12 protein-coding genes are annotated in these 12,670 nt (G+C 36.7%); 10 read left to right on the top strand and 2 right to left on the bottom strand.

The annotated features are described in order from the left end of the window. Positions 1 to 73: 73 nt before the first annotated feature. Positions 74 to 2,053 carry a DNA primase gene (dnaG, locus tag U9K52_RS02375; protein ID WP_322925055.1) on the bottom strand — a complete coding sequence of 660 codons (1,980 nt, stop codon included), beginning with the start codon at positions 2,051 to 2,053 and terminating at the stop codon, positions 74 to 76. Positions 2,054 to 2,175: 122 nt separating this feature from the next. Between dnaG and U9K52_RS02370 the strand changes: the two genes are divergently transcribed. The 10 genes from U9K52_RS02370 to U9K52_RS02325 all read left to right on the top strand — a co-directional run bounded on the left by U9K52_RS02370 (position 2,176) and on the right by U9K52_RS02325 (position 10,913). Next, positions 2,176 to 2,790: a transglycosylase domain-containing protein gene (locus U9K52_RS02370; RefSeq protein WP_263603727.1), complete on the top strand. Its 615-nt coding sequence runs from the start codon at positions 2,176 to 2,178 to the stop codon at positions 2,788 to 2,790. A gap of 112 nt (positions 2,791 to 2,902) precedes the next feature. Beyond that, on the top strand, positions 2,903 to 3,310 hold the full coding sequence (tsaE, locus tag U9K52_RS02365; protein WP_322925052.1) for a tRNA (adenosine(37)-N6)-threonylcarbamoyltransferase complex ATPase subunit type 1 TsaE: 408 nt from the start codon (positions 2,903 to 2,905) through the stop codon (positions 3,308 to 3,310). A gap of 68 nt (positions 3,311 to 3,378) precedes the next feature. Continuing rightward, entirely contained in the window at positions 3,379 to 4,572 is a 1,194-nt protein-coding gene (locus U9K52_RS02360; protein ID WP_248392030.1) for an alanine dehydrogenase, read from the top strand. Continuing rightward, positions 4,572 to 4,943 (top strand): hypothetical protein, encoded by a 372-nt coding sequence (locus U9K52_RS02355; protein WP_248392028.1) that lies wholly within the window; start codon positions 4,572 to 4,574, stop codon positions 4,941 to 4,943. The genes U9K52_RS02360 and U9K52_RS02355 overlap by 1 nt, the downstream gene beginning before the upstream one ends. Before the next feature lie 20 nt (positions 4,944 to 4,963). Further along, positions 4,964 to 5,458: a hypothetical protein gene (locus tag U9K52_RS02350; protein WP_322925049.1), complete on the top strand. Its 495-nt coding sequence runs from the start codon at positions 4,964 to 4,966 to the stop codon at positions 5,456 to 5,458. Positions 5,459 to 5,464: 6 nt separating this feature from the next. Further along, on the top strand, positions 5,465 to 6,235 hold the full coding sequence (locus U9K52_RS02345; protein WP_312176939.1) for a histidine kinase: 771 nt from the start codon (positions 5,465 to 5,467) through the stop codon (positions 6,233 to 6,235). After that, on the top strand, positions 6,213 to 6,920 hold the full coding sequence (locus U9K52_RS02340) for a response regulator transcription factor (RefSeq protein WP_322925047.1): 708 nt from the start codon (positions 6,213 to 6,215) through the stop codon (positions 6,918 to 6,920). The genes U9K52_RS02345 and U9K52_RS02340 overlap by 23 nt, the downstream gene beginning before the upstream one ends. Before the next feature lie 105 nt (positions 6,921 to 7,025). Continuing rightward, complete coding sequence (locus U9K52_RS02335; protein ID WP_322925045.1) at positions 7,026 to 7,415, top strand: hypothetical protein; 390 nt, start codon at positions 7,026 to 7,028, stop codon at positions 7,413 to 7,415. Between the two features lie 106 nt (positions 7,416 to 7,521). Next, positions 7,522 to 9,798, top strand: a complete 2,277-nt coding sequence (locus U9K52_RS02330) for a cation:proton antiporter (RefSeq protein ID WP_323673775.1) — start codon at positions 7,522 to 7,524, stop codon at positions 9,796 to 9,798. Between the two features lie 269 nt (positions 9,799 to 10,067). Continuing rightward, positions 10,068 to 10,913, top strand: coding sequence for a prephenate dehydrogenase (locus U9K52_RS02325; protein ID WP_322925041.1), 846 nt, complete (start codon positions 10,068 to 10,070; stop codon positions 10,911 to 10,913). Between the two features lie 200 nt (positions 10,914 to 11,113). Here U9K52_RS02325 and U9K52_RS02320 read toward each other — a convergent pair whose 3' ends face one another. Next, positions 11,114 to 12,532, bottom strand: a complete 1,419-nt coding sequence (locus U9K52_RS02320; protein ID WP_322925040.1) for an L-serine ammonia-lyase — start codon at positions 12,530 to 12,532, stop codon at positions 11,114 to 11,116. Positions 12,533 to 12,670: the final 138 nt, after the last annotated feature.

Here is a 12,670-nt window from a genome sequence, read left to right as displayed (position 1 = left end):
ATTACAACTTTTATTCCTAAAATATTATAGGACTTTTTGTCACAGACTTTTTATAAAGAAAAAGAATTAAAGGTTATCTGTCAGAATAAATTCCGGTAATTGCAGAATAATTCAGAATTTTTGATAATTCTACTGACACGAGGGTGAGCATCTGGATTTTTTTGATCAGTTCAAAATATTTTCCCTCATCAGAATCTGCATGCTCTGTAAGTTCTTTTTTGGTTTTTAAAATCAGGAAATTCACATAGCGGAATTTATGGATCAGGATGTCACCGGCAACCTGTTCGGGAATTTTGTCACCATAATTTGGCGAAAAAATATTCCGGGTGGACCAGTCGTTCAGTTCGCTGTAAATATTCATGGAATTAACGGCTGCTTTACTAAGCTCTTCATCCATCAATCCAAAAAAGAAATTTCCTTTTCTCAGCTCTTCTTTTTCAATTCCTTCTTTGATATAATCTACTATTTTTTTGTTGAGTTCTACCTGGAATTCGTAGCCGTCTTCCTCAAAATGATGGAGAATTTCCTCAATGACCGTAATTTCATAGTTTTGTTCATCTGGTGTTGTCCGCTGCAGTATCACATCGCCATAGTTCAGCATATGGTTGATAAGGTCATTCTCCAATTTCGTAACATTAAAAACAATTGGATCCACCTGCTCTCTCGGATCATCCACGATCTGCAGCTTGGCAGGCTGTTGTGCTTCGGCTTTCACCTGGGCTTTTTGGGTCTGGTTCTGTGTAATCTGTTTCTGAACATCCAGTTCATTGAAAAGACTCTGCTCCGAAAGTCCGAATTTATTAGAAACTTCTTTCAAATAAACTTCTCTTTTCAGGGCATTCTGAACAAATGATACCGATTTTACAATATCCCGGATGGCTTCCGCTTTTTTAATCGGATCATTACCAATTTCTTTCAGCAGGATTTCCGCCTTAAAGTCGATAAAATCCAGAGCCTGGTTTTCAATAAATTTCTCCACATATTCCTGCGGGTGCTTTCTGGCAAATGAATCCGGGTCGTCACCATCGGGAAACAAAAGAACGCGGATGTTCATCCCTTCGGTAAGCAGCATGTCAATACTTCTGAAGCTGGCTTTTATCCCTGCATTGTCACCATCAAAAAGAATGGTAACATTCTCGGTAAGTCTTTTGATGAGTTTGATCTGCTCTGTGGTAAGTGAGGTTCCCGAACTGGCCACAACATTCTCGATTCCGGACATATGAAGTGAGATCACGTCCATATAACCTTCTACCAAAAGGCATACATTTTTTCTTGAAATAGCCTGCTTACTCTGGTTCAGACCGTAAAGAACATTGGATTTATGGTAAATTTCCGTCTCCGGAGAATTGAGGTATTTGGCAGTCTTAACATTATTCTTGAGAATTCTCGCTCCAAAACCCAGCACTCTTCCTGAAAAACTGTGAATCGGGAAGATTACCCTTTCACGAAACCGATCCACTCCAGAAGGTGTATTTTCAGGAAAAATGGAAAGTCCGGATTTCTCGAGGATTTCTTTTGTGTAGCCTTTTTCAAGCGCATAAGCCGTAAAAGCATTTTTCTGTTCTGGAGAATATCCGAGCTGGAATTTTTTAATGATATCATCTTTCAGCTCCCGCTCTTTAAAGTACGAAAGTCCGATGGATTTCCCTTCTTCCGAATCCCAGAGTATTTCCTGGAAATAATTGTTGGCTACTTCGTGGATCTTATAGAGCATATCCCTTTCCGAATGTGCCTGTTTGGCTTCTTCGGAATATTCACGCTGATCTTCCTCAATTTCAATTCCGTATTTTTTTGCGGCATGACGCAGCGCTTCAGGATAAGTGAAATTTTCAATTTCCATCAAAAAGGAAATCGCCGTTCCTCCCTTACCTGTAGAAAAATCTTTCCAGATCTGCTTGCTCGCAGAAACTACAAAGCTCGGCGTCTTTTCATCATGAAACGGACTGAGTCCTTTGTAATTAGACCCTGCCCTCTTCAGCTGTACATATTCTCCCACAATCTCTTCTACACGGATTGTTGAGAATATTTTATCAATGGTCTGCTTGGAAATCATGATGCAAAAATATACAAAAAAATGTTCTTAGTACAATATGACAAAATAACAATATAATTCCTTTCTAAGGTGATTTTAGAGTTTTATTTTAATTATTTTTGAATAAAATAGCTCCATTTTATATGATGAAATATTTTAAAATCTCTACAGCTTTAGCTTTTACAGCACTTGTTTTACTGTTCTTTTATGTTGAGTTTGGCGGAAGATTTATCATCGGTAATTCTGATAAACGAATGATTACTCACGAAATAAAAACCAGCGAAAAACTTCCAGAAAATTTCACCAATTTTTACAACACCCTTTATCCGAATGCGTTGCATGAAAATTCGTGGCACTTGTTATTGCAATCAGTAATAAATAAAAATAATCAAAGAAAGGAATGCCCTTGCAATATTACTGCTTTTCAAATGATGCCTGTTTTAGCAATTGACAACAAAAAAAGTATAGATCAGTTTGTTGTTGCCAGATATCTTGAACGTCATTACAGTCAGGAAGAATGTCTGGCATTTAATTTTAGCCATTTCGACTTTTTGGAAAACAGAAAAGGTATTTCGAAACTTTCTAAATCTTTATTCAAAAAGGATATTAAAGATTTAAAATCAATTGAAATGTCGGAAATTGTGTCCCTTTATGAAAATCCTGTAAAAAATAACCGTTACAGAAATCCTGAAAGAGCAAAAACACGAGCCGAATATTTAAATCAGACTTATATTATTAATTCTAAAAGTAAAAAATAAGTTTTAAAACTGTATTCGAAATTGCCACTAAAATCATGAATAAAAATGAAAATCCCTTAGTATTTTTTGTTTATAAATAATTTATTGTAATTAATTATCTTTGTTTAAAAATATGCAATTCACGATTCATCATATGAACGACTGGCAAGATATTGCGGAAAAAGTCGGTTCAGCATTACAACACAACATCCTTCTTCTCAAAGGCAATCTCGGAGCAGGAAAAACCACTTTTACCCAATTTCTCCTTAAAAAAATGGGAAGCGAAGATGAAGTAAGCTCTCCCACATATTCTATTGTTAACGAATACAGTACACCACAGGGAAAAATATTTCATTTTGATTTGTACCGGTTAAAAAATATTGATGAAGTTTACGATATCGGAATTGAAGAATACCTGGACAATGCCTTTTTATGCATAATCGAGTGGCCCGAAGTATACGAAGATGACCTTCACGGTCTTAAATACCACGAAATGAGCATTATCAACACAGGTGAACAGAGAGAAATCTCATTCGAGTAAATATTATGTATCTTTGTTTTCGAAATTGAATGTAAATAACGATCTGTAAGAATTTAATTATTTAAAGGATGAGTACTACAAATATTTTTACTCCTTTTACCGAAGAGGAACTGATGCCGAAAGAAGAGAAGCTGGAGGTCATCAAAAAAGGAAAACAATTCAGCATAGGAATTCCTAAAGAAACCTCCCTGAATGAAAGAAGAGCTTGTATCACCCCGGATGCTGTACAGGTTCTGGTAGAAAGTGGTCATGAAATCATTATAGAAGCCGGTGCCGGCCTAGGTTCTTTTTTTACAGATCTTCAGTATTCCGAGTCGGGCGCTAAGATTACCAACGATCCGAAAGAAGCTTTTTCCCAGGATCTTATCCTGAAGGTAAATCCTCCAACGGAAGAGGAAATTGAGTATATGCGTCCCAATACGTATCTTGTGTCTGCCCTTCAGATTAATCTCAGAGATAAAAATTATTTCCTGAAACTCGCAGAAAAGAAAGTAAATGCCATCGCTTTCGAATTTATTGTTGATGAATATAAGCAATTGGCTTTAGTAAGACTCGTAGGCGAAATCGCAGGAACAGTTTCCATTTTATATGCCTCAGAATTATTAGCTTTATCAAATGGGCTGATGCTGGGAGGAATTACAGGTGTAAGGCCTGCTGAAGTGGTTATTCTGGGTGCAGGAATCGTTGGGGAATTCGCCACCAAAGCAGCCATTGGTTTAGGAGCCAGCGTAAGGGTTTTTGATAATTCCCTTTCAAAGCTCAGAAGGCTTCATACTTTAGTAGACAGCCGGGTTCCTACTTCCATTATTGATCCCAAAGAATTAAAAAAAGCTTTACGAAGAGCAGATGTGGTAATCGGCGCTTTGCCAAGACTTAATATGACCCCGATTGTGACCGAAGATATGGTCATGAAAATGAAAAAAGGCAGCGTAATTATCGATATTACCATCGACAACGGAAAAGTTATTGAAACCTCAGAGCTTACCACCATGGAAGATCCTTACATCATTAAACACGGCGTGATTCACTGTGGACTTCCGAATCTAACCTCAAGAATGCCGAGAACAACAACGAAAGCCATATCAAATTTCTTCCTTTCCTACATTCTTCACTATGATGAAGAGGGCGGCTTTGAGAACATGTTGGTCCGCAAAAATGAAATGAAACAAAGCCTTTATATGTATAAGGGACGACATACAAAAAAGATCATCTGCGACCGTTTCGGGCTTACGTATCACGATATCAATCTTTTAATCTTCTAATGAAAAAACTCAAATTCTATATGATAGGTCTTATTCCGGGACTTATTATTGTATTTTTTATTTTAAACAAAAAAGGAGCAAGCTGCAGCGGATATCTTCCCAACAGCCGTGTCATCGCAGAAACACTGTCTAAAGATTTCACCTATTCCGATCAGTTTAAAGCTGAAATGGCTGCATTGAATGTCAATGAAAAATTTTTAAAAGACAGCATCATCACCAAAGGAACAATTGATTTCGATAAAAGTCATGCCCAGAAAAAGCCTTGTCCCGATTATCTTTTAATATATCCTAAAGAGAATCCGGTTTATGAACTTACATTTGAAAAATGTGAGGAAAAAGCAACAATGACATCTCTAAAAAAGTTGAAGTAGAATATTTTTGATGTAAAAGAATGAAAATAAGAAACAGATTATCCGCATTTTTTTGTTTTTTATCTGCAATGGTACTCAGTTCCTGCGAGGCTGTATTACATTACGAAGGAAATATTTATGATCATAAAAATGAACCTGTAGAAAATGCTTATATCGCTCTGGTTATCAACAATAAAGACACCATAACAGAAGCAGGAGATAAATTTGACACCATTTTGCCTGCGAAAAGAAAAGAATTGCGAAAAAAAGGAGTAAAAGATAATTTCAGGTATACTATTAAAGGACTTTCTGAACCGGTAAGATTGTACACCGATAAAAATGGATACTTTACAACAACTCCTTTTTTAGTAAGTTGTCTTTTTAAGTGTCCTAAAGTAAAAATGCTTGTGCAAAAAGATAAGCTCTCAAAAGAATTTACAATAGAATCCCTTGAAAAAATTCATGTGAAAAATGATTCTATAAAACGCGGCTCTTTCAGAGAAAATATATCGGAAAAATATCTAATTTTTTTATAAAACTTAATGGACGGCAATTACTACATGATTCATGATTATCTGATATTCATCGGGGTTTTTGCTATTTTCTTTTTTTTAACGGTAAGTATTTATCTGTTTGGCCAAAACCAGAAGTTTAAGATTAACAATGCGAAACTGAGCGAAGCCAATAAAATGATTCAGCAACGGCTGAATGAAGTTCAGCTGGAGCACATCGGGACAAAGCTAAATCCTCATTTATTCAAAAATATACTCAATTCCGTACAGTCACATGCTTATCAGACCTATATGTCGCTGGATAAACTGGCAAATGTTTTAGATTATATTTTATATGAAAGCAATAGCAAATTTGTAAGCCCTAAAGAAGAATTAAATTTTGCTTTAAGCTTAATTGAGATTAATAAAATAAAGGTAAATCCCCTTTTTGATTTTAGAATTAAATCTAGAATAGACACAGCGGATCATCTGTATGAGGAAAAGGTTTTTGCGCCGCTTATTTCAGTAGATTTAATTGAAAATGCTTTTAAACATACGGATTTTTTGGCTCAGGATTCATTTATTGCCATACACACAGAATTGCAGGATGGAATTTTTTCGATGAAGGTAAGCAATAAAGCTTCGCTTAAAAATACGCTGGAAAAAGAAAAAAGCGGATTCGGAAGCCAGTCTCTGGATCAGCGCCTGAAAATGATTTACAACAATTTCTACAGTCTGCATAAACAATCAAAAAACGGGATCTTCACAGCAGAATTAACTATCAATTTAGGAGAATTTTATGATAAAATGCGTTATTCTTGATGATGAATTATTAGCCATCAGCTATCTTAAACTTCTTTGTGAGCAGATTGAAAACGTAGAAGTGGTAAAGGCATTTAATGATCCTAACCTCTTTTTAAATGAAATAGAAAATATTGATTGTAATGTCTGTATTTTGGATATCGAAATGCCGGGAATGAATGGTCTTCAGGTAGCAGAACACATTCCGGATTCAAAAAAAATTATTTTTACCACAGCCTACAAAGAGTATGCAGCAGAAGCCTTTGACCTGAATGTTGTGGATTATGTGCGAAAGCCTATCAAAAGAGAAAGACTCGCGCAGGCGTTCGAAAAAGCTGGGAAACTTGTACAAAATACGTATAAAAAAGATTTCATCGAATGGAATACCAATATCGGCAAAACCATCATCTTTACCAATCAGATTGCCTACATCAGGACCTCGGAAATCGACAGTCGCGACAAGGACATTACACTCAGAGACGGAACAACGATCGTACTGAAAAACCTTAACTATAAAAACCTTCTGGAGATGCTTCCTGCAAAGGATTTCGCACAGGTTAATAAGAAAGAAATTATCGCACTTTCTTTCATTAAAGTTTTTTCCAACAACGAAATTATTACTACTATTCCCGAAAACGACAGTTTTTTAAAACTGCAGATTGGTGAAGCTTATAAGCACGCCCTTCTGGATAGATTCGGAAAATAAAATTCAAAGATTACAGATTTCATTACAGAAGTTACTCTCTTCATTACATCTGTATTATTTAAAACGCTTCCCCGATGTACTTTTGCAGCTGATTAAATTTATCATATGAAAAAAATTTTTTATGCTGCAGCAATCATTGTATCCGGATTCTGTTTTTCTCAGGAAAAAAATTACGGAATAAAAGCCGGATTTTTTGACGGAATCGTTACTGCAGGCTATGTAGACCATGGAGCATTTATTAATTTTACAGGCCCAAATATCAGTTTTAAAAATAAAGATATTAAAATATTGATTGGAATGCTTCCATCGCTCAGAATTAAAGAAGATAAGTCGGAAGGAACGAAAAACAGTGCCTTAATGCCTACACTTGGAGCCGGATTGACCATCGTCTATAAAAAGTTTGCTCTGCAGGTTCCCCTATATTATAATACAAAAACAGCAACACAGAACGGTGCGTGGAAAACAGGCCTCGGGCTGGGATATTCTTTCAGATAAGGTTTCATTACATTATTTGAAACATTGATTACATTTAAAAAAAAACATAACACATCATCACTATATTCTTAAGAAATTTGTGTTTTAAAATAAGGAGATTATGAATTTGGGAAAATATAGGAACATTATTTTTTACGTAAGCACTATTGCATTCTTTTCGATGCTGATGTACTGGTTTTTTGTTGAAGGAAAAACACTGGAAATCGGAGAAAATATAGCCCAGTCCAAAAATACAGGCTCTACCATGTGGGAAAGTTTCACCGAATCTTTTCTCGAAAACCTCCATCATCCGTTAGCCCTGTTATTGGCACAGATCGTTACCATCATTCTTGTCGCAAGGCTTTTCGGATGGATCTGCATCAAGATCAAGCAACCGTCCGTAATCGGTGAAATGATTGCAGGAATCGTTTTAGGCCCCTCCCTTGTAGGAATGTATTTCCCCGAATTTTCCGCATTCCTTTTCCCTAAAGAATCCTTAGGAAATCTACAGTTTTTAAGCCAGATCGGGCTGATCCTTTTCATGTATATCGTAGGTATGGAACTGGATCTAAGCGTATTGAGAAAAAAAGCTCATGATGCCGTAGTGATCAGTCATGCCAGTATTATTATTCCTTTTGCGCTGGGAGTAGGACTGTCTTATTTTATTTACCGGGAATTTGCTCCTGATGGAATTCAGTTTACCTCATTTGCCCTATTTATTGCAATTGCCATGAGTATTACTGCATTTCCGGTACTAGCCAGGATCGTTCAGGAAAGAAATCTTCAGAAAACCAAGCTCGGAACTGTGGTGATTACCTGTGCAGCAGCAGATGATATTACAGCTTGGTGTATCCTGGCAGCAGTAATTGCGATTGTAAAAGCAGGATCTTTCGCCAGTTCGATTTATGTAATTTTAATGGCAATCGCCTACGTATTTATTATGATAAAAATCGTGAGGCCTTTTTTAAAAAGAATCGGAGATCTTCAGGCTGGGAAAAATACGATCAACAAACCGATGGTCGCTATCTTTTTTTTAACCTTAATTCTTTCAGCATATACCACTGAAGTTATTGGTATTCATGCATTGTTCGGAGCTTTTATGGCTGGTGCAATCATGCCTGAAAATACTAAATTCCGAACCATGTTTATCGAAAAAATAGAAGATGTGGCCCTCGTGCTTTTGCTTCCGTTATTCTTCGTTTTCACCGGACTTCGTACACAGATAGGACTTTTAAATGACGGGCACCTCTGGATTACAGCAGGATTTATTATCCTAACCGCTGTTGTAGGAAAATTTGCGGGCAGCACTTTAACGGCTAAATTTTTAGGTATCAACTGGAAAGAAAGTCTAACCATCGGAGCATTAATGAATACGAGAGGCCTTATGGAATTAATTGTCCTGAATATAGGATATGATCTTGGCGTTTTAAGTCCAGAAATTTTTGCCATGATGGTGATTATGGCCTTATTTACCACTTTTATGACGGGGCCTGCACTGGATTTTATCAATTTTATTTTCAAATCTAAAAAAGGAAATGATGAAAATAAAGCAGATGATGATGCCCAGTATAGAGTTTTACTCTCTTTTGATAATCCTGAATCCGGTAGTACCCTCCTCAAGCTCGCGCATGATTTCACAAAAAAAATGAATGCCAATAAAAGCATTACCGCTATGAATATTGCTCCAGTAAACGAAATGCATGCTTACGATATTAATGAATATGAAAACGAACAATTCAGAAATGTGATTGATACCTCACAGGAACTCAGCCTGAAAATCACTACACTTTTCAAAGCTTCTACAGACATTGAAAGTGATCTTACCCACATTTCAAACAAAGGAAATTATGATCTCCTGCTCATTATGTTGGGAAAATCAATGTATGAGGGAAGTTTATTGGGAAGGCTTTTAGGTTTTACTACCAAGATCATTAACCCTGAAAAGCTGCTTAATACCGTAAAAGGGAAAGGCAACATCTTCAACACATCTCCTTTTGACGATTTTACCCTTCAGATCTTAGATAAAACCAATATTCCCGTAGGTATTATGGTGGATAAAAATTTCAGCGCTGCAGATAAAGTATTCGTTCCGATATTTAATCTCAGTGATTTTTATCTCCTTGAATATGCCAAAAGGCTCATCAACAATAACAATTCCCAGATTATCATCCTTGATGTTGCCGGACAGATCCGGAGCAATATCGAAGTAAAAGAACTCATCAGAAGTATTGAACAGGTAGCCCCCAATCACATCACTTTATATAACGAGAAGAAAATTGAAAAAGAATTTCTCACTTCTCAGGACCTGATGCTGATCAGTAATAAAAGCTGGAAAAATCTGATTGACAGTAAAAGTCTCTGGCTTTCGGATATTCCTTCCACGTTGATCATCAGCAATCCTTAGTAAAAGTGAATGGTGAATATAAAAAGCAGTTAAGGCTCATTGTCAATCAGTTTGCTGTCATCATATAAATTGACAATTGACTACGAAGTAAAATTCACCATTCACTTTTTTAATTTCAATTAAAAAAATTGTTACCTTTGCCTTGTGATTACAAACATCGGAACATATTATTACGGAATTTTTAGCTCAGCTTTGGGATAAGGATTTCTTATATAGATAAATATAACCTCGTCCTTTGACGGGGTTTTTTATTTTAAAAAATTTAAAAGATGAAAATAAGTATTGTAGGAGTAGGTCTCATCGGCGGATCAATTGCCTTAAAACTAAAATCAAAAGGAATAGCAGACTTTATCTGTGGAATTGACAACAGCAGTAACCACCTGGATGAAGCATTGAAATTACATATTATTGATGCCCACGCTGATCTTGAAAACGGAATCAGAAATGCAGATCTCATCATTCTTGCGATTCCGGTGGATTCTGCAAGGAAACTTCTTCCAAAAATTCTCGATATTATTTCTGAAAACCAGACTGTCATGGATACCGGGTCTACCAAAGCCGGAATTGTACAAGCTGTAAAAAACCATCCCAAAAGATCAAGATTTGTTGCCTTTCACCCGATGTGGGGAACGGAAAACAGCGGTCCGAAATCTGCTGTTTCAGAAAGTTTTGCCGGAAAAGCGGGAGTCATCTGCAATAAGGAAGAATCTTCTGAAGACGCCCTGAAAACCGTAGAAAAAATTGTGGAAAGCCTTGATATGCATTTGATCTATATGGATGCGAAAGACCATGATGTTCACACGGCTTATATTTCACATATTTCTCATATCACTTCCTACGCACTTGCTAATACTGTTCTGGAAAAAGAACGTGAGGAAGAAACGATTTTCCAGCTGGCAAGTTCGGGATTTTCCAGTACGGTCCGACTCGCAAAATCACACCCTGAAATGTGGGTCCCGATCTTTCGGCAAAATAAAGAAAATGTTCTTGATGTCCTTAATGAGCATATCTCGCAGCTGCGAAAATTTAAATCGGCTTTAGAAAAAGAAAATTATGATTACCTGGGAGAACTGATTTCAAATGCCAACAAAATCAGGGGAATTTTAGATAAATAATTTTAATTAAAACAACTTTGACTGATCTTTTTCTACAAATTAGATTTAAAGCGATATTGCAGTATAAAGATATACCTGTGAAATTGATTGGTAACCTATAGGTTCCTATTTGTATTGTAACTCTGACATTACAATATTAATTGAAAATCCTCAGAAATATTTCATTCCGAGGATTTTATTCTTTATAAATTAAACTAATCCTAACATTCCGCTACATTTACAGCTATTGCCAAACCACCTTCGGAAGTTTCCTTAAAACGGTCGTTCATAGAAAGGGCAGTTTCCCACATGGTTTGAATAACTTGGTCTAAACTTACCTTTGCTTTCGCCGGATCACTTTCCAGGGCGATATTGGCTGCGGTAATTGCCTTTATCGCGCCCATCGTATTTCTTTCAATACATGGAATCTGCACCAATCCTTTAATCGGGTCGCAGGTCATTCCCAAGTGATGTTCCATAGCGATTTCCGCAGCCATCAGAACCTGCCCTACACTGCCACCGAGAATTTCGGTAAGTCCTGCCGCTGCCATTGCCGAGGAAACCCCAACTTCTGCCTGACAGCCTCCCATTGCAGCAGAAATAGTCGCATTTTTCTTAAATAAAGTACCGATTTCTCCTGCCACCAGCAAAAACCGGATGATATCATCTTCACTCGTGAAAGGTGTAAAAGCCTGAGCATACATTAAAACCGCGGGAATTACACCACTGGCCCCGTTCGTTGGTGCCGTAATGATTCTTCCGAAGCTTGCATTTTCTTCATTTACCGCCAATGCAAAACATGAAATCCATTTATTGATGTTGGTGAAATTTTCTTCCGCATCTACCACCTGCTGAAACCATTCGTCTTTATTTTTATAGATTTTATCTCCCAGCAGCTTGCGGTTAATTCCGGCAGCCCGACGCGAAACATTAAGTCCGCCTGGAAGAATACCTTCCTTATTCACACCTTTATAAATACATTCTTTGATCTGCTGCCAGATATACAATGCTTCTTTTTTCGTTTCTTCCTGGGACCTCCAGCTTTCTTCATTCATTAAAATAAGATCTGAAATTCTGGTAAGGCCAAGTTTCTCACAATATTTTACAATATCCGAAGATTTATGGCAAGGATATAAGGTACGGATACAATGTTTTTCAATAGATTTTTTCTCCTGGCTCATAATAAAACCTCCTCCTACAGAATAAAAATCCTGCGCTAATTCAGTTCCGTCCTCGAAAATGGCTTTAAAAATCATTCCATTCGGATGATAATCGAGCGACTGTTTCATATTTAATACCAGATGATGCCCGTAAATAAAAGGAATTTCTTTTTCACCACCGAGGTTGAGTTTTTGCGAACTTTTAATTTGTTCTATTTTTTCATCAATTTTTGTGGTATCAATGGTTTTAAAATCTTCACCATTTAATCCCAGCATCCCTGCAATATCAGTTCCGTGTCCGATCCCCGTTTTGGCAAGGGAACCGAAAAATTCAAGAAAAACTTCTTTCACTTCCGCAATTGATCTTTCTCTTTTTATAATTCTGATGAATGCAGAGGCCGCATTCCAGGGTCCCATTGTATGTGAACTGGACGGCCCAATTCCCACTTTTATAATTTCAAAAACCGATATTGATTCCATATAGAAATTCTCCTTTTTCTTTATCACAAAGATACATGATAAATCCAAATGCAAAAGCCGGAGATGAAAAATCAGCTCCGGCTTTCTAATTAAAACTATATGAACACTAGTAGATTCTTTTTATGTCAATAGTGAATG

The sequence above is a fragment of the Chryseobacterium sp. MHB01 genome, assembly GCF_034651565.1.
In the GTDB taxonomy this organism is placed as follows: domain Bacteria; phylum Bacteroidota; class Bacteroidia; order Flavobacteriales; family Weeksellaceae; genus Chryseobacterium; species Chryseobacterium nepalense.
This window is presented reverse-complemented; position numbering and strand designations above follow the sequence as displayed.

Coding starts and splice junctions, on each gene's coding strand:
- U9K52_RS02340 (WP_322925047.1), top strand. CDS start 6,213: ATGATAAAATGCGTTATTCTTGATGATGAATTATTAGCCATCAGCTAT.
- U9K52_RS02345 (WP_312176939.1), top strand. CDS start 5,465: ATGGACGGCAATTACTACATGATTCATGATTATCTGATATTCATCGGG.
- U9K52_RS02355 (WP_248392028.1), top strand. CDS start 4,572: ATGAAAAAACTCAAATTCTATATGATAGGTCTTATTCCGGGACTTATT.
- U9K52_RS02335 (WP_322925045.1), top strand. CDS start 7,026: ATGAAAAAAATTTTTTATGCTGCAGCAATCATTGTATCCGGATTCTGT.
- U9K52_RS02360 (WP_248392030.1), top strand. CDS start 3,379: ATGAGTACTACAAATATTTTTACTCCTTTTACCGAAGAGGAACTGATG.
- dnaG (WP_322925055.1), bottom strand. CDS start 2,053: ATGATTTCCAAGCAGACCATTGATAAAATATTCTCAACAATCCGTGTA.
- U9K52_RS02350 (WP_322925049.1), top strand. CDS start 4,964: ATGAAAATAAGAAACAGATTATCCGCATTTTTTTGTTTTTTATCTGCA.
- tsaE (WP_322925052.1), top strand. CDS start 2,903: ATGCAATTCACGATTCATCATATGAACGACTGGCAAGATATTGCGGAA.
- U9K52_RS02325 (WP_322925041.1), top strand. CDS start 10,068: ATGAAAATAAGTATTGTAGGAGTAGGTCTCATCGGCGGATCAATTGCC.
- U9K52_RS02370 (WP_263603727.1), top strand. CDS start 2,176: ATGATGAAATATTTTAAAATCTCTACAGCTTTAGCTTTTACAGCACTT.
- U9K52_RS02320 (WP_322925040.1), bottom strand. CDS start 12,532: ATGGAATCAATATCGGTTTTTGAAATTATAAAAGTGGGAATTGGGCCG.